13 protein-coding genes are annotated in these 16,236 nt (G+C 69.4%); 6 read left to right on the forward strand and 7 right to left on the reverse strand.

The window, feature by feature from the left end; all coding sequences use genetic code 11:
• Positions 1–352: 352 nt before the first annotated feature.
• Both DTQ71_RS03665 and DTQ71_RS03670 read right to left on the reverse strand, forming a co-directional pair.
• Positions 353–1,810, reverse strand: coding sequence for an ABC transporter substrate-binding protein (locus tag DTQ71_RS03665; RefSeq protein WP_109562908.1), 1,458 nt, complete (start codon positions 1,808–1,810; stop codon positions 353–355).
• A gap of 273 nt (positions 1,811–2,083) precedes the next feature.
• Entirely contained in the window at positions 2,084–2,572 is a 489-nt protein-coding gene (locus tag DTQ71_RS03670; protein WP_109562909.1) for an SH3 domain-containing protein, read from the reverse strand.
• 108 nt (positions 2,573–2,680) lie between these two features.
• Here DTQ71_RS03670 and DTQ71_RS03675 point away from each other — a divergent pair, with 108 nt between their 5' ends.
• Entirely contained in the window at positions 2,681–3,667 is a 987-nt protein-coding gene (locus DTQ71_RS03675) for a 2-hydroxyacid dehydrogenase (RefSeq protein WP_109562910.1), read from the forward strand.
• Positions 3,668–3,731: 64 nt separating this feature from the next.
• Positions 3,732–6,434: a calcium-binding protein gene (locus DTQ71_RS03680; protein ID WP_109562911.1), complete on the forward strand. Its 2,703-nt coding sequence runs from the start codon at positions 3,732–3,734 to the stop codon at positions 6,432–6,434.
• A gap of 6 nt (positions 6,435–6,440) precedes the next feature.
• On the opposite strand, the gene DTQ71_RS03685 is transcribed toward DTQ71_RS03680, so the two are convergent.
• Positions 6,441–7,259 carry a sulfotransferase family protein gene (locus tag DTQ71_RS03685; RefSeq protein WP_109563136.1) on the reverse strand — a complete coding sequence of 273 codons (819 nt, stop codon included), beginning with the start codon at positions 7,257–7,259 and terminating at the stop codon, positions 6,441–6,443.
• A 101-nt stretch (positions 7,260–7,360) separates the two neighbouring features.
• Between DTQ71_RS03685 and DTQ71_RS03690 the strand changes: the two genes are divergently transcribed.
• Positions 7,361–8,932 (forward strand): DUF5928 domain-containing protein, encoded by a 1,572-nt coding sequence (locus DTQ71_RS03690; RefSeq protein WP_109562912.1) that lies wholly within the window; start codon positions 7,361–7,363, stop codon positions 8,930–8,932.
• Positions 8,933–8,939: 7 nt separating this feature from the next.
• Here DTQ71_RS03690 and denD read toward each other — a convergent pair whose 3' ends face one another.
• Complete coding sequence (gene denD, locus DTQ71_RS03695; RefSeq protein WP_109562913.1) at positions 8,940–9,914, reverse strand: D-erythronate dehydrogenase; 975 nt, start codon at positions 9,912–9,914, stop codon at positions 8,940–8,942.
• Between the two features lie 142 nt (positions 9,915–10,056).
• Here denD and DTQ71_RS03700 point away from each other — a divergent pair, with 142 nt between their 5' ends.
• Entirely contained in the window at positions 10,057–10,578 is a 522-nt protein-coding gene (locus tag DTQ71_RS03700) for a DUF2799 domain-containing protein (RefSeq protein ID WP_170125282.1), read from the forward strand.
• 7 nt (positions 10,579–10,585) lie between these two features.
• Here DTQ71_RS03700 and DTQ71_RS03705 read toward each other — a convergent pair whose 3' ends face one another.
• Both DTQ71_RS03705 and nth read right to left on the reverse strand, forming a co-directional pair.
• A complete protein-coding gene (locus tag DTQ71_RS03705; RefSeq protein WP_109562915.1) occupies positions 10,586–11,566 on the reverse strand; it encodes an adenosine kinase in 981 nt (326 codons plus the stop codon).
• A gap of 226 nt (positions 11,567–11,792) precedes the next feature.
• A complete protein-coding gene (gene nth, locus DTQ71_RS03710; protein ID WP_109562916.1) occupies positions 11,793–12,452 on the reverse strand; it encodes an endonuclease III in 660 nt (219 codons plus the stop codon).
• A gap of 108 nt (positions 12,453–12,560) precedes the next feature.
• On the opposite strand from nth, the gene DTQ71_RS03715 reads away from it, so the two are divergent.
• Positions 12,561–13,406 carry a methylated-DNA--[protein]-cysteine S-methyltransferase gene (locus tag DTQ71_RS03715; protein WP_109562917.1) on the forward strand — a complete coding sequence of 282 codons (846 nt, stop codon included), beginning with the start codon at positions 12,561–12,563 and terminating at the stop codon, positions 13,404–13,406.
• 106 nt (positions 13,407–13,512) lie between these two features.
• On the opposite strand, the gene DTQ71_RS03720 is transcribed toward DTQ71_RS03715, so the two are convergent.
• Positions 13,513–14,049: an NADPH-dependent FMN reductase gene (locus DTQ71_RS03720; protein ID WP_109562918.1), complete on the reverse strand. Its 537-nt coding sequence runs from the start codon at positions 14,047–14,049 to the stop codon at positions 13,513–13,515.
• Positions 14,050–14,100: 51 nt separating this feature from the next.
• Between DTQ71_RS03720 and DTQ71_RS03725 the strand changes: the two genes are divergently transcribed.
• Entirely contained in the window at positions 14,101–15,732 is a 1,632-nt protein-coding gene (locus DTQ71_RS03725; protein ID WP_109562919.1) for a thiamine pyrophosphate-binding protein, read from the forward strand.
• Positions 15,733–16,236: the final 504 nt, after the last annotated feature.

The raw sequence follows: 16,236 nt of genomic DNA on the forward strand, positions 1-16,236 counted from the left end.
GTCGGGGCCTTTCGTGAGAGGGCGGAGAGGTGGGCCGGATGCGGGCGGCGTCAATGGCGAGACGGCTGCGAGAGGGGGCGCGCGGCCGCTTGGCGCCGCGCCTCGGCCTTCCGCCCCGCCCCGGCCTTCCGTCCCGAGGCCCGCACGATGGCTGGCCGGCACCGGCACGGCTTCGTGTCGCGGGGATTGGCCCCGGCAATCGCTGGCATTGGCGGCATGGCGACACCAGCCGGTCCGAGGAAGCGTCCCTGAGCGGGATGGCGGCCGACGCAAGACCGAGCCGGGCGACCTGCCGCCGTGGCGCGCGGGCGTCTTGCGGCGCCGCGATGGGGAACGCGGCGCCGCCCGAGCGTCACTGGGTCCAGCTCACCCCGGTCAGGTCGTTGGCCTGGGTCGGCGCGTTCTCCCAGAGGCCCTCGATCCGGGCATCGGCGACGCCGGTCTTGGCCAGCTGGAAGAGATACGCGTTGACATAGTCGTCCGCGATCATGCGCTGGGCGTCCTTCAGCAGCTCCGAGCGCATCACCGGATCTGCCGTCGCCCCGATCTGGGTCATCAGCGCCTGGAACTCCGCATCGTCATACTGGAAGTAGTAATCCGGCCGGGCGTAGATGTTGATGTCCGCGGGCTCGGTATGGCTGACGATGGTCAGATCGTAATCCTTGCCGCGGAACACCTGCTCCAGCCATTGCGCCCATTCCAGGTTCGAGATCTCGGTCTCGATGCCCACCTCGCGCAGCTGGCTCGCCACGATCTCGCCGCCGCGGCGCGCATAGGCCGGGGGCGGCAGCATAAGGCGCAGCGTCAGGTCGGTCGCGCCCGCTTCCTCCAGCAGGGCGCGGGCGCGTTCGGGATCGTAGGCGGACTTGCCGGTCAGGTCGACATAGTCGGGGTTGTGGGGAGCGAAGTGGCTGCCGATGGGCGTGCCATAGCCGAACATGGCGCCGTCGATGATCGCCTGCCGGTCGATGGCGTGGCTGATCGCCTGCCGCACCTTCGGGTCGGTCAGCTCGGCATTGTTTATCGCGAGGATCGTCTCGCCCTCGGTTGAGCCGACGATGACGCTGAAGCGCGGGTCGGCCTCGAAGCTCGACAGCGTCTCGGGGGCGGGGAAGTTCGGGAAGGCGTCGATATCCCCCGCCATCATCGCCGCGAAGGCCGCGTTCGGGTCGGAGATGAACTTGAACGTCGCGCGCTCCAACGCGGGTGTCGCGCCCCAATAGTCGGGATAGGCCGCCAGCTCGACCCGATCGCCCTGCACCCAGTTGGTGACGGTGAAGGGGCCGGTGCCGACCGGCGCCGTGGCGTTGGTCTCGGCCGATTCCGGCGCGACGATGACCGCATCGCCCCAGGCGAGGTTGAAGCCCAGATTGCCGTTGGGCGCCGAGAGCGTGATGCGGACGGTCGTCGGGTCGACGGCCTCGACGCTGTCGATGCCCGAGAAGAGGGCCTTTTGGGCGTTGGTCGAATCCTCGGACCGCGCCCGGTCGAGCGTGAAGACCACGTCATCGGCATCCATCGTCGTGCCGTCATGGAAGGTGACGCCGTCACGCAGCGAGAAGGTCCAGACGGTGCCGTCCTCGGAGACGTCCCAGCTCTCGGCCAGGGCGGGCTGCACCGAGCCGTCGGGGCCGAAGCGGGTCAGGCCCTCGAAGACATTGGCATAGACGACCTCGTCGATGGCGGCGGCGGCGCCGCCGGTCGGGTCGAGATTGGGCGGCTCCAGCTGCATGCCGATGGTGATGTCGGTCTGCTGCGCCAGGGCGGGACCGCTGACGAGTGCGAGGATCGCGGTGAGGCGTGCGAACATGTGTGTGACTCTCCCCTGTGTCCGGGAAAGCGTAAGCGGCGGTGCGGAATGGGGCAAGCCGTCCGGGCGCGGATGCGTCGACCCGAGACGGAGCGCGCGGCCGTCCTGAATGCCCTCGGGCGGGTCTCTGGCCAGGGGGCGCTGCCTTTTGTCCCGCCTTCCAGGCGCGCGTCGCCGGTGGGGGCCTGCGCCCCGCGGCCCCGGCTCCATGGGATACGCAACGCAAAGAGCCAGGCGCGATCCGCGCCGCTCCAGTAGCGGCGCGGCCGCGGGTCAGTCGCGGATCTCGTCCGGGGCCACGCCCCAGAGCCGCGAGGTCTCGGCCCAGCCCTCGGCGTCCTGCACCTCCAGCAGGCACCAGCCATCCGCGCACTCGCCCAGCCAAGCGACGACTCCGGCCTCCAGCCGCGCGGAGACCGGCGCGTCCGAGCGCGGCCGGCGGTGCAGCAGCGTCTCGCCCTGGGTCAGCACCGTCCGGTTCCCGGAAAGCAGCGAGTAATGCATCCAGCCGCCCGCGCCCTCCTGATCCTGGACCCGGCGCCAATGGCCGTATTCCCCGACGACCCGCAGCGGCATGTGGCGATGGACGAAGACCCAGTCGATCCGGTGTGTGCCCGAGGGGCCGCGCCGCGCGTAGCCCTCTGACGCTTTCATCGAAACGTAACGCGGAATCGGCAGGTTCGTTACCGGCCCCTTTTCCTGCGCCGCGGCGCTCCAGGCGACAACCGCCATCAGCGCCGCAAGTCCGATCCTCGATCGCATGCTTGCCCTTTCTGCCCGTCCACCTCCGCGCGGGGTCTGACGCCCCTTGCGCGTGGCGATGACCATGCCATCCTGTGCGGGACCGCGCCTAGGGGGAGGGTCCGCCAAATGCCATCGCGCCGTTTGAGTGTTGTCGTCACGCGACGCCTGCCCGAACCGGTCGAGACCCGCATGCGGGAGCTGTTCGACGTCCGGCTGTCCGAAAGCGAGGCGCCCATGCCGCGCGAGGCGCTGGCCGAGGCGATGCGGGAGGCCGACATCCTGGTGCCGACGCTGACCGACGTGATCGACGCGCCGCTGCTGGCGGGCGCGGGCGACCGGCTGAAGTTGATCGCGAATTACGGGATGGGCGTGGACCATATCGACGTGGCGACGGCGCGGCAGCGGGGGATCCTGGTGTCGAACACACCCGGCGTGCTGACCGAGGACACCGCCGACATGGCGATGGCGCTGATCCTGGCGGTGGCGCGCCGCGTGCCCGAGGGCATGGCCAAGATGCAGGAAGGCGACTGGCCCGGCTGGGCGCCCGAGGCGCTCCTGGGGATGCGGCTGCGCGGCAAGCGGCTGGGGATCCTGGGCATGGGCCGGATCGGGCAGGCCCTGGCACGGCGCGCCCGCGCCTTCGGTCTGTCGGTCCATTACCACAACCGCCGCCGCCTGCATGAAGGTCTGGAGGACCCGCTGGAGGCCACCTATTGGGAGAGCCTCGACCAGATGCTGGCCCGCATCGACGTGCTCTCGGTCAATGCGCCGCATACGCCCGCGACCTTCCATCTGCTGAATGCGCGGCGACTCAAGCTGCTGAAGCCCTCCGCGGTGATCGTGAACACGTCCCGCGGCGAGGTGATCGACGAGAACGCCCTGACCCGGATGCTGCGCGCGGGCGAGTTGGCGGGCGCGGGCCTCGATGTCTATGAGCGCGGCCGCGGCGTGAACCCCCGCCTGCGGGAGCTGCCCAACGTGCTGCTGCTGCCGCATATGGGCTCCGCCACCCGCGAAGCGCGGCTGGAGATGGGCGAGCGGGTGCTGGTCAACATGCAGACCTTCGCCGACGGGCACCGCCCGCCGGATCAGGTGGTTCCGTCGATGCTCTGACATCCGGGTTTGATCCGAATCCGCTTCTTCCCTAGCCTTCCCGGAATTTGATCGGGAGGGAATTATGGAACGCATCACCGAGGATCTTGTCGCGGTCTTCCAGGGCCTGACCGGAGCGTCGAACACGAAGCTCTTCGGGATCACCCCGGATGGCGGCGTCATCGAGCTCTTCGAACCGAGTTCGATCATCTCCGGCGGAGACCAGCGCCTCGGTTCGATGGGGCTGACTGGTCAGTCGCTGCGTGTCGTGGACGACGATCTCTATTTCCAGACCTTCGTCACGATCTATGGCGCGTCCACCGGCAATTTCGCGCAGGGGTTCCTGACCGATATCAATCGCCTCAACGGCGACGGCACCTTTGAGCTGCTGCACAGCTTCAGCAATGCGGGCAGTGTTTCCAACCCGCCGAGCATCACGACCGAGTTCGACGGGGCTTATGTCACCGCCATCGGCGTGAATTCCGGACAGCTCGGCGTGTCGCCATCAGACATCTGGCGGATCGAGCCAGAGGGCGGCGCGACCGAACTCAGCGCGCTCACGCGCTATGGCGCCTTCGTCACTGGCGACATGGATGTTCTCGGCGATACGCTATTCTACGCGGCCGACGAGCGCTCCCCGTTCAACACGGGCTTCAACCGCGATGTCGAGCTCTGGCGGCGCGGGCCGGACGGAACGAACGATTTCGTCTACGTCCCGCCCGCGGGGCATTCCGTCTACGACGTGGTGACCTTCGGCGAGAGGGTTTTCTTCTCTGTCGCCGCCGACTCGAACTACAGCCCGTCCAGCCTCTACACGATCACCGAGGCAGGCGACCCGCAGGAGATCGACCTCTCGGCGCTCGAGGACACGCAATGGGGCTTTTTTCCCAATCTCGACCGGGCGGGGGACCGGCTATTCTTCTACGACACCTATGACACGCTGCTCGAGTTGAATACCGACGGCACCTTCGAGACCCTGCTGAGGAGGACGAGCGGCGGCACGAGAGACGTGCAAAACGTCTGGGATGTAGAGATCTGGAACGGGGCCGCACATGCGCTCGTCACTCCGCTCGGCGGCTCCTCCAACGCGCTCTGGCGCTTCGACGAGACGGGTGCCTATAGCGACGTCACGCCGGACGGTCTGGTCGATATCGAACGCGAGATGCGCGTCGTGGGCGACACACTCTATTTCGAGGCGGATGTCCTGGTCGATGACGGCTTCGGCGGGGAGGAAGTGGAGCCGGATGCGCTCTTCTCCCTCACCCCCGACGGCACGCTCACCCAACTCACCGGACGGGAGGGTCTCGTCCCCGCGATCCGCGGCGTCGGCCCGGTGGTCGCCTTCGACCTCGCGCCGCCGCCTGGCCCGACCCCGGAGGATGACGATCTGAGCGGCAGCGAGGGCGCGCAGACGATCGACCTGCTCGCGGGCAACGATCGCTACGCGGCGTTTGGAGGCAACGACACGGTGCTTGGCAATGCGGGCCGCGACAGGATCGATGGCGGCGAAGGGGACGACTCGCTGGAGGGGCAGGACGGCAACGACCTGCTGATAGACGGTCCGGGGAACGACACGGTGCGCGGGGGGGCGGGGAACGACACGATCCGCAACGAGGGGGGCTCCGATCTCTTCGACGGGGGCGCGGGCCGCGACCTGCTTGTGACGGACGTCACCGAGATCCCGTCCGAGGGCTTCGTGCTGCTTGCCGACCTCAAGGAAGGGCGCCACGGCCGCCGGGACAGCGATATCGGCCAGGATCAACTCGTCGCCATCGAGGACTTCAGGACGATCGGCAGCTGGAACGCGGAGATCGTGGGCTCGGACGCGGCCAATCTGCTCGTGGCGGATGCGGGGTCCGACACGCTTTCCGGCAATGGCGGAAACGACACGATCCATGGCGGTGCCGGGAACGATACGCTCAACGGAGGTGCGGGCCAGGATCTGATGATCGGCGGACAGGGCTCGGACTACTATGTCGTCGACGACGCCCGCGACCGGGTGATCGAAAACCACGGCTGGGAGGGCCGCGACACCGTCGTCAGCAGCGTCGACTTCCTCACCGGCCGCGCCCAGGTCGAGGAGATCGTGCTCACCGGCACGGCCCGGATCGCCGTCGGCAACCCGCTGGATCAGCGCATCGAGGGCAATGCCGTCGACAACGTCCTCAATGGGGAACGCGGCAACGACACGCTGATCGGCGGCGAGGGCAACGATCGCTACCTCGTCCGCGCGCCTGGCGACAATGTGGTCGAGCGGGCGGGGGAGGGAACCGACGCGGTTTTCGCGACCCGCTCCTACAAGCTCGACGCCCATGTGGAGAACCTGTTCCTGCTGCCCGTGCGCCGCCCCGATGGCAGCGGGGTGGACGGGGTGAACGGGATCGGCAACGCGGCGGATAACGTGATCGTCGGCAACCCCTTCAACAACCTCATCGGCGGGCGCGAGGGCGAGGATACGCTCCGTGGCGACGGGGGCGCCGACCGCTTCCTGTTCGACCGCGCGCCGGGCCGGGGCAATGTCGACCGCGTCGTCGATTTCGACGCCACCGAGGGCGACCGGCTGCTCTTCGCTCAGAACGCCTTCGGCGGCATCCGCAAGGGCGGGCTGGCCGAGGCGCTCTTCCGCGAGGGGAACCGGGCGCTCGACTCCAATGACAGGTTCCTCTGGGAGGAAGGGACGGGCCGGCTGTTCTTCGACGGAAACGGCGACGCGGCCGGCGGGCAGCGCCTGGTCGCGATCTTCGACTCCGGGACCAGCCTGGAGGCGAGCGATATCTTCCTCGTCTGAGCGCGCCTATTCCGACAGGAAGGCATGCACCGCGTGCAGGTCGATCTCCCGCACCGGCATCTTGTTCGACGGATCGTCGATATCGTAGCCGAAGAGGTCGAAGTCGCGCTTATACATCTCGCGCACGAGATGCATGGACAGGTCGTCGAAATAGGCTTCGACCGGGTGCGCGCGCTTGGGCCCATGCCCCGCGCTCTCGTTGAAGCGGGGCACGGCGGCCAGATCCACCGGCACCGGCGTCTCGATGGCGTCGAGCACGGTCCGCATCCCCGCGCCGAAGGTCTCGGTGTGAACGATGTGATCCAGCCGCCCGCCATTGCCCACGAAGGTGCCGATATGGCCCGACATGGCGGACCAGTGGATATCCGGGTCCATCGGCCGCCGAAACCGGACCGTATCGCGCGCAAACAGCAGAAACCGCCGAAAGGACGCGATCTGATCGAAGGCGAATCCGTCCTCGGGCGATCCCACGTCGACGCCGTAGGTCCGCGCCAACTTGGGCACCATGTTCCCGCGATAGCGCTTTCCGTTGCGCTGAATGCCCGCGATCTTGTCGAAGAACGAACTGAGGATGCGCGCGTAGGGGTTGCGCACGCAGGTGAAGGCATAGGCGCGCCGCTCCCGCGCCGCCGCCTCGATCACGGGCTGGCTCTCGTCCTGGTTCCACTTGTGCAGGCCCTCGCGCGCGTCGTGGATATCGCCGTCGTAGAAGTGCCCGTGATCGGAATAGTAGAGGATCTGCCCGATGGTCGAGCAGGCGCATTTGGGCACGACGCGGTAGATCACGCTCTCGCTTTGGGTCATCCAGGTGCCGGGAAAGCCCATCTTCATCTCCGTCGTCATGGCCCCGATTGCGCGGGCCGGTTCCGGCGCGTAACCCAAGGGAACGACCGGGTTGTGGCCGAACGGAGGCGCCCTGCCAAGAGATGGCGAGATTTGCGTTCCTTCTGCTGTGCCACCGCGATCCGGTCGGCGTGATCGCCCAGGTCCGGGCGCTGACGGCGGCCGGGGATGTCGTCGCGATCCATTTCGACGCGCGGGGGGCGGCGGCCGATTACGCGCAGATCGAGGCGGCGTTTCGCGGCGACGGTTCCGTTACGCTGGCCCGCCGCGTCCGCTGCGGTTGGGGGGAGTGGTCGCTGGTCCAGGCCACGCTGAACGCGGCCGAGGCCGCGCTGGCCGCCTTTCCCGACGCGACGCATCTCTACATGGTCTCGGGCGATTGCCGTCCGATCAAATCCGCCGTCCAGGCCCGCGCGATCTTGGCGGAGCGGGATGTCGACCGCATCGAGACCGTCGATTTCTTCACCTCCGGCTGGATCCGCACCGGGTTGGCGGAAGAGCGGCTGATCTATCGTCACTGGTTCAACGAACGCCGCAGAAAACGTCTGTTCTACTGGTCGCTGGCGGTGCAGCAACGTCTGCGCCTGCGCCGCGCCATCCCCGAGGGGCTGGGCATGCGGATCGGCTCGCAATGGTGGTGCTTGCGACGTGCGACGGTCGAGGCGGTGCTGGCCTTGTGCCGAGCGCGTCCGGACGTGGTCCGTTTCTTTCGGACGACCTGGATCCCGGACGAAACCTTTTTCCAGACCCTTGTCGCCCATCTCGTGCCCCGGGCTCAGATCGACCCGCGCCCGCCAACCTTCGTGACCTTCACCGATTACGGGATGCCGACGACCTTCCACGACGACCATCACGATTTTCTGGTTGGCCAGCCGGAGCTTTTCGCCCGCAAGATCTCGCCCGAGGCGACACGCCTCCGGGCGCGGCTCGACGCGCTCTGGGCCTCGGACGCGGCCCGGCCGCCTTCGGGGGCCGACGGGCGGGCGGTGGTGTCCTTCGTCACGAGCCGGGGGCGCGTGGGGCGCCGCTTCGGCCGGCGCGCCTGGGAGGCGGCGGCGGAGATGGGGCCGGAGCGCTGCGTCGTTGCGCTCATCAGCCGCGACCGCGCGCGGACGCGCGCCCTGGCCGAGGCGATCCGGGCGGAGGGGCTGATGCCTGCCTTCGGCTATATCTTCCACGAGGAGGCGGATGCCCTGCCCGATCTGGGCGGGGTCGAGACCAGCCTCGCCAAACGGACCCGGCACCGGCGGGCGGTGCTGCACCTGCTCTTCGAGGCGTCGCGCGCGGCGCGGCTCGCGGTCTGCATGGAGCCCGCAGATCTGGGCCCGCTGCGCGACATCTTGGCGGGGAAAGGCGCGCTGCGTGTGCTCTCCCTGGAGACGGTGCCGTCCGACGCGCTCCTGCGCCGCATCGCGCTGGCGGAGGGTCTCTTGGGCGCGGGCTCGACCGAAGAAGAGGCGGCGCAGGTGCTGCCCGTCCTCGCCGGACGCCTCGCCGAGGAAGATCGACGGCTGCGGGAGGCGGATCTTCCCGTCAATGTGCCGGTGGCCCCGGATGCGGCGGAAGCGGAGACCTGCGCCGCGCTTCAGGCGGTGCTGGGCTGCGATAAGGAGACAGCGCGCGCGCTGGCCGCAGCAGACGCCGGCCGCCCCTGACCCGGTTTCAGTCGGGCAGCTTCCCGCCCAGCTCGTCCTCGATATGGACCCGAATGATCTCGTCCATCCCGCTCTCGGCCTCGAAGCCCAGGGCGCGGGCGCGGACGGGATCGAAGCCTTTCGGCCAGCCCGCGACGATGGCGGCCACGGCGGGGTCCTCGGCCCGCTCGATCCGCGCCACCGCCGCTTCGCCCGCGACCCGGCCCAGGGCCGCGATTTCGTCGCCCACGGTCGCGTCCACCCCCGGCAGGTTCAGGGACCGGTCCTGGCCCAGCGGGCCCGTGTCCATCTCCGCCGCGTGGATCAGGAACCCCACGGCGGCGCGGGGGCTCGCGAACCAGTGGCGGGTGTCCTCGGACACCGGCAGGGTGGCGGTCTGGCCCGAGAGCGGCTCCCGCAGGATCGAGGAATAGAAGCCCGAGGCGGCGGCGTTCGGCTTGCCCGGCCGGATGCAGATCGTCGGCAGGCGCAGCGACACGCCATCCAGCAGACCCTTGCGGCTCAGGTCGTCGATCATCAGCTCCGCCATCCGCTTCTGCGTCCCGTAGGAGGTCAGCGGGCGGGGAGGCTGGTCGTCGGGGATCACGTCCGGCAGCGGCACGCCGAACACCGCGATGGAGGAGGTATGCACCAGGCGCGGGCAATAGTCGTCCTGCGCCACGATCGCCTCGCATAGAGCCATCGTGCCGCCCAGGTTCACGGCATAGCCCTTGGCGGTATCCGCTTCGGCCTCGCCCGAGACGATGGCGGCGAGGTGAAAGATCACGTCCGGCCGCTGCTCGATCAGCGCGGGCGCCGAGGCCGGGTCCGACAGGTCGGCGGCCAGCGCGGCGGCCGGGAGGCCGACCGGCGGCGTGGGCGCGTTCACATCGACCAGGGTCAGCCCCGTGATCTCTTGGCCGCGCAGGGTGCGGCGCGCGATCAGCGCCTGCGTCAGCTTGCTGCCGATCATGCCGGCCGCGCCGGTGATGAGGATGTGCATGAGGGCCTCCCTGGTGTCGCGGCCCAGGCTAGGGGAGGGGTGGGACGGTGACCAGATGTCCCTGTCATCGCATGACAGCGCCCGCCGATGTTAGATGTCGTCGCGCCACGCGTCGGTCCTGAGTCTTTGTTGGAGATGTCCCATGCGCTTGCCCTTCGTTCTGGTCCTGCTGGGCGGATTTGCCGGTTGCGCGGAACTGACGGAATTCAGCTGCGCTCATACCGACCCGGTCGCGCGGGGCGAGCGGCTGGCGCGCCAGGGGCAGCCCGAATCGGCCCTCGCCCGGGAGGTCGCGCGCTGCGCGGCCACGCCCACCCCGCTCAGCGCCGAGCTTCTGGCGGAGGGATATGCGCGCGGCCGCGCGATCCACTGCACGCCGGCAGGGGCCTTCGATGCGGGACATGACGGCTACCGGCTGGGCGATTTCTGCCCGGAGGCGGCAGTCCCGGAGCTGGAGCGGGCGAACCGCCGCGGTTTTCTCTTGCGCGAGGTCGAGGCGGAGATCCGGTCCCTGCGCCATGAGCGCTTCGCCCTGGTCGCGCAGCTCAGGGGGCTGGACGCGGACGATCCCGACTACACGTCGCGGCGGTCCCGGCTCTGGCGCCTGGATTGGCGGCTCAACCAGCTCGACCAGCGGCGGTTCCTGCTGAGGGCGGCCTATTGAGCCGGGCTCAGGCCAGTCCCTCGGCGCGGAACAGCGCCATCACGTCCTCGGCGGGGCGGGGGCCGACATGGCCGATCACCTCGCGGGCGCAGACCACGCCCATCTTCGCCGACGTCTCCAGGTCTCTCCCCGAGGCGAGCCCGTAGAGGAACCCCGCCGCCCATTGGTCCCCCGCCCCGGTGGCATCGACCACCTTGGCCGGCGTGACCGGCGCGGTGATCGTCTCGCCGCCTGCGCGGATCCAGACATCCGCGCCGGAGCGGGTGCAGGCCACGATCTCGCAGACCGAAGCGGCTCGGTCCAGCGCCGCCTCCAGGTCGTCGGTCTCGTAGAGCGTCGTCCATTCGGCGGCATTCCCGATGGCGATGTCCATGTCCTCGGCGATCAGGCGCTGGAAATCGGCACGGTGCCGGTCGGCGCAGAACGGGTCCGAGATGGTGATGGCCGAGCGCCCGCCCGCCGCCTTCATCCGGGCCGCGGCCTCGGAGAAGGCGGTCTTTCCCTTGTCCTTGTCGAAGAGGTAGCCCTCCAGGAACAGGATTCCGCCGCCCTCGAAAACGTCCGGCACATCCGACGAAGAGATGTCGGCCCCCGCGCCCAGATAGGTGTTCATCGACCGCTCCCCGTCGGGGCTGACGAAGATCATCGAGCGCGAGGTCGGCGCCTCGACGGCTTGCGGCGGGTTCGGAAAGGCGGTTCCCGAGGCCTCCATGGCCTCGGCATAGAACCGGCCCAGCGCGTCGTTCTTGACCTTGCCGATAAAGACCGTGGGCAGGCCCAGCGCGCCGATCCCGGCAATCGTGTTGGCGACCGACCCGCCGGGGGCCTCGGTCCTGTCCTGCATCGCGGCGTAGAGCAGCTCCGCCCGCTCCCGTTCCACGAGCTGCATAATGCCCTTCTCGATGCCCATCTGGTCGAGGAAGGTGTCGGTCCCGTGGGAGATGACATCGACGATGGCGTTGCCGATGCCGATTACCTTGGTGGTCATGGTCGTGCCTTTCGGATTTCGCCCCGCATTCGCGGGGCGACCCGCCGGGGGCTCCGCCCCCGGACCCCCGGAGTATTTCCGGCCAGAAGAAGAGCGTGGAGTTTCCCGTCTCCTGCCGTGAGAGGAGGCCGGGATCAAGGTCGGCGGAGGGGTGCGGGCGGCTGCTTCTTCTGGCGAAAAATACTCCACGGGGGTCCGGGGGTGTGAAACCCCCGGCGCCGCGGGTTCAAGCCGGTGCCGTCTTCTCCACATAGGGGCAGAGATCGGCGATGAGGCAGGCGCCGCATTTCGGCTTGCGAGCGACGCAGGTGTAGCGGCCGTGCAGGATGAGCCAGTGATGGGCGTGCAGCTGGTATTCGACGGGAACGTTGTCTTCGATGGCGCGCTCGACGGCATCGACATCCTTGCCGGGCGCGATGCGGGTGCGGTTGCCGACGCGGAAGATATGGGTGTCGACCGCCTGCGCCGGGAAATGCCACCACATGTTGAGCACCACATTGGCCGTCTTGCGCCCGACCCCCGGCAGGGCCTGGAGCGCCGCGCGGCTGGAGGGGACCTCGCCGCCATGTTCCTCGACAAGGATGCGTGAGAGCTTCATCACGTTCTTGGCCTTGTTGCGATAGAGGCCGATGGTCTTGATGTGCTCGATCAGCCCTTCTTCGCCCAGGGCCAGCATCTTCTCCGGTGTGTCGGCGATCTGGAACAGCGCGCGGGTTGCCTTGTTGACGCCCGCATCGGTGGCCTGGGCCGATAGGGCGACGGCGACGACCAGGGTATAGGCGTTGACATGCTCCAGCTCGCCCTTGGGCTCGGGCTCGGCGGCGTGGAACCGGGCGAAGATCTCGCGCTGGGTAGCGTAGGGCAGGGGGGCGGGCAGCTTGGGCATGGGCGCTTGTCGCGCGGGGCGCGCGGCAGGGCAAGCGCGGAGACAGCAGGTTCCGGGTCGCGGCGCAGGCGCCGGGCGCCTAGGTTCTGCCGTGAAGGAGGCCTCGCCATGACGGACCCTGCCGCGCCCGAGGGCGCTTACCATTACGGCATCATGCGCCGGGCGATCGAGCTGATCGACGCGCGTGCCGACGCGCCGCCCTCGCTGGAGAAGCTGGCCGCCGAGATGCGTATGTCCCCCGCCCATTTCCAGCGCGTGTTCAGCGCCTGGGCCGGGGTCAGCCCCAAGCGGGTGCAGCAATATCTGGCGCTGGGCCATGCCAAGGCGCTGCTGGCGGAGCGCGCGACGGTGCTGGACGCGGCGGCCTCGGCCGGGCTCAGCGGGACCGGGCGGCTGCACGACCTGTTCCTCCGGTGGGAGGCGATGTCGCCCGGCGACTACGCGCGCGGCGGTGCGGGGCTGACGATCCGCTATGGCTGGTTCGACAGCCCGTTCGGCGAGATGCTGGTGATGGCAACGGAGCGGGGGATCTGCGGGCTGGCCTTCGCCGCCGAGACCGGGCGCGACGCCGCCCTGGCGGACATGCGGGGGCGCTGGCCCGCCGCCGACTACCGGGAGGACCGCGCGGCGGTCGCGCCGCTGGTGACGGGGCTCTTCTTAGGCGGCGAGGCGAAGCTGCACCTGATCGGCGCGCCCTTTCAGATCAAGGTCTGGGAAGCGCTGATGTCGATCCCCTCGGGCCAGGTGACGACCTATTCCGACATCGCCGCCCATATCGGCCGCCCCCGGGCCGTGCGCGCCGTGGGGACGGCGGTGGGCCGCAACCCGGTGAGCTGGCTGATCCCGTGCCACCGTGCGCTGCGCAAGTCCGGGGGGCTGGGCGGCTACCATTGGGGGCTGCCGGTCAAGCGCGCGATGCTGGCCTGGGAGGCGGGGCGGGCCGAGGCGGGGTGAACTGCCTCCGCGGACCGCGCCCTGCCGAACGGTCGGAGGGGGCTCTGCCCCCGCCCTTCGGGCCCCCCGAGGTATTTTGGGCAAGATGAGGGGGGGCGGCGGCAGGTCAGCGGCCCGGAGTGCGGGCCTTGAGCGCCTCCATCAGCTCCGTCAGCGTCTTCCGGTAGTGCTCGCTGGTCAGCCGGCCCTCGGCGTCGAACTCCTTTCCGGCGCCGGCCAGCAGCATCTCGGGGCCGGGCACGATTTCGGGGCGGAAGGGCATCAGCGCGAGGCGCAGGGACCATTGGGTCCGCTCGCCCCCGGCGCGCCCGGCGGTGGCCGACATGATGGCCACGGGCTTGCCCGCCCAGGGCTTGCCGGGCGTGCGGCTGACCCAGTCCAGCGCGTTCTTGAGCACCCCCGACAGCAGCTTGTTGTATTCTGGTGTCGAGATGATCACCGCGTCCGCCTCGGCGATCTGAGCGGCCAGGCGCGCGACCGGCTCGGGGATGCCCTCGGCCTCCTCGAGGTCGCCGTCATAGAGCGGCAGGCGCAGATCGCCCATTGTGAGCGCCCCCCCGTGGAGGCGCGCCGCCTCATGGACGAGCTTGAGATTATGGCTTCCTTTGCGGAGGGAGCCGCAGAGGCCGAGGAGTGTAGACATGGGCAAGGCTTTCCTGTTGACGTGCAGCGCAACCTAAGTGCGGGGCGGAAAATGACGAGACATGGCGGACGTATCCTGGCCGACCAATTGGCGATTCAGGGCGTCGAGCGGGTCTTTTCGGTTCCGGGCGAGAGCTTCCTGGCCGCTCTCGACGGGCTGCATTCCCAGGGCATCGCCAACGTCGTCTGCCGCCAAGAGGGGGGCGCGGCGATGATGGCCGAGGCCCATGGCAAGCTGACGGGCAAGCCGGGCATCCTCTTCGTCACCCGCGGGCCCGGCGCGTCGAATGCCAGCGCGGGGCTGCACGTGGCGATGCAGGATTCGACGCCGATGATCTGCTTCGTGGGCCAGATCGCGCGCGGTCATCGCGACCGCGAGGCCTTCCAGGAGGTCGATTATCGCGCCATGTTCGGCCCGCTGGTGAAATGGGCGGCCGAGGTCGACCAGACCGAGCGGCTGCCGGAATACATCGCCCGCGCCTTCTCGGTGGCGCAGGCCGGGCGGCCCGGGCCCGTGGTGCTGGCCTTGCCGGAGGACATGCTATCGGCCGAGGCGGCGGCGCTCGATCGTCCGCCGGTGGTGGTGCCGCGCGCCGCCGTTCCCGACCTCGCCCCCCTGATCGCCCGGCTGGCCGAGGCGGAGCGGCCGCTCGTGGTGGTCGGCGGCTCGGGCTGGTCGCAGGCGGCGGCGGAGGCGTTGCAGGTCTGGGCGGAACGGCACGGCCTACCGGTGGCGGTCTCCTTCCGGCGGCAGGACTATATCGACAACCGCTCGCCGGCCTATGTCGGAGATCTCAATGTCGGGCCGAACCCCGACTTGATGCAGCGTCTGGGCCGGGCGGATCTGATCCTGGCTCTGGGGACGCGGTTGGGCGATATCGAGACCCGCGGCTTCGAGGCGCTGGACCCCGCGCGGGACGCGCCCGCCCTGATCCATGTCCATCCCGGCGCGGAGGAGATCAACGCGATCTGGTCCGCCGAGATCGCCATCCAGGCTCGCGCGGCCGATGTCGCGCAGGCGCTCGCTGCGCGCGACGACACGCTCGACGGCTGGGAGCCGGTGCAGGCCCGCGCGCGCCAGAGCTATCTCGACTGGACCCAGCCGCGCGAGACCCCCGGGGCCGTCAAGCTGGAACGGGTGATCGCGCATCTGAACGACGCCCTGCCCGATGACGCCATCCTCACCAACGGGGCGGGCAATTACGCGGCCTTCCTGCATCGCTACTACCGCTGGACGCAGTTCGGCACGCAGCTCGCGCCGACCTCCGGATCGATGGGCTATGGGTTCCCGGCGGCGGTGGCCGCCTCGCTGCATCATCCGGGGCGCACGGTCGTCTGCCTGGCGGGGGACGGCTGCATCCAGATGACGCTCAACGAGATGTCCACGGCCGTGCAGCATGGCGCGACCCCGGTGGTGATCGTCTGCAATAACGGCCGCTATGGCACCATCCGCATGCATCAGGAGCGGCACTATCCCGGCCGTGTCTCGGGCACGGATCTCGCCAACCCGGATTATGCCGCGCTCGCGCGCGCCTATGGCGGCGAAGGCTGGCGGGTGGAGGCCCAGGCCGAGTTCGCCCCCGCGCTTTCGGCCGCGCTGGCCTCCGGCCGGCTGGCCGTCATCGAACTGATGCTGGACCGGTCGATGCTGTCGCCCTCCGCTTCCCTGCCGGACCCCGCCTGAGGTCTTTCCCGTCTCGGCCAAGCCGCTTGCGTGACCCGTCTGGGCCCGACGCAAGGGCAAGGCGGGGCGCTCCAGAGACCAGCACCTCGCGCGCTTTCGCTCCGGCTCTCTGATGTCCGGGGCAGAACGGAGATTCCCCGGCTTCCATGCTGGGATCCCGATCCAAGCGAAGCGCGCAGAGCCGCATGATGGCAGACACCGACCGCGCCGTGATCGGAGCGGGATGGGCCGGACGTGGCGTAAGTTTCGCTCTCGGTGGGACCGGTCTGCGTCATGTCGTTCTGGAGCGAGGCCGGATCGGAGGAACCTCGTGGTGCCAGCGCTGGGCGTCGGTTCGACTGGCAGGAACGGCCGGATCCCGCGGCGCTACCGGGGCCGGGACATCTTCCTCTGGATGGATGAAAGCGGACTGAACCGGGCCCCGCGCCCCCCCGGGCGCGGCAGGGCGCGCCCTTGTGGGAAGGCGGCGGACGATCGGCCTGCAATCCCTGAGCGCTCGTGGGG

The sequence above is a fragment of the Jannaschia seohaensis genome, assembly GCF_900116765.1.
GTDB lineage: Bacteria > Pseudomonadota > Alphaproteobacteria > Rhodobacterales > Rhodobacteraceae > Jannaschia > Jannaschia seohaensis.

Excerpts from the sequence above, each read along its gene's own strand:
- DTQ71_RS03665 (WP_109562908.1), bottom strand. The coding sequence starts at position 1,810 with ATGTTCGCACGCCTCACCGCGATCCTCGCACTCGTCAGCGGTCCCGCC.
- DTQ71_RS03670 (WP_109562909.1), bottom strand. The coding sequence starts at position 2,572 with ATGCGATCGAGGATCGGACTTGCGGCGCTGATGGCGGTTGTCGCCTGG.
- DTQ71_RS03675 (WP_109562910.1), top strand. The coding sequence starts at position 2,681 with ATGCCATCGCGCCGTTTGAGTGTTGTCGTCACGCGACGCCTGCCCGAA.
- DTQ71_RS03680 (WP_109562911.1), top strand. The coding sequence starts at position 3,732 with ATGGAACGCATCACCGAGGATCTTGTCGCGGTCTTCCAGGGCCTGACC.
- DTQ71_RS03685 (WP_109563136.1), bottom strand. The coding sequence starts at position 7,259 with ATGGGCTTTCCCGGCACCTGGATGACCCAAAGCGAGAGCGTGATCTAC.
- DTQ71_RS03690 (WP_109562912.1), top strand. The coding sequence starts at position 7,361 with ATGGCGAGATTTGCGTTCCTTCTGCTGTGCCACCGCGATCCGGTCGGC.
- denD (WP_109562913.1), bottom strand. The coding sequence starts at position 9,914 with ATGCACATCCTCATCACCGGCGCGGCCGGCATGATCGGCAGCAAGCTG.
- DTQ71_RS03700 (WP_170125282.1), top strand. The coding sequence starts at position 10,057 with ATGCGCTTGCCCTTCGTTCTGGTCCTGCTGGGCGGATTTGCCGGTTGC.
- DTQ71_RS03705 (WP_109562915.1), bottom strand. The coding sequence starts at position 11,566 with ATGACCACCAAGGTAATCGGCATCGGCAACGCCATCGTCGATGTCATC.
- nth (WP_109562916.1), bottom strand. The coding sequence starts at position 12,452 with ATGCCCAAGCTGCCCGCCCCCCTGCCCTACGCTACCCAGCGCGAGATC.
- DTQ71_RS03715 (WP_109562917.1), top strand. The coding sequence starts at position 12,561 with ATGACGGACCCTGCCGCGCCCGAGGGCGCTTACCATTACGGCATCATG.
- DTQ71_RS03720 (WP_109562918.1), bottom strand. The coding sequence starts at position 14,049 with ATGTCTACACTCCTCGGCCTCTGCGGCTCCCTCCGCAAAGGAAGCCAT.
- DTQ71_RS03725 (WP_109562919.1), top strand. The coding sequence starts at position 14,101 with ATGACGAGACATGGCGGACGTATCCTGGCCGACCAATTGGCGATTCAG.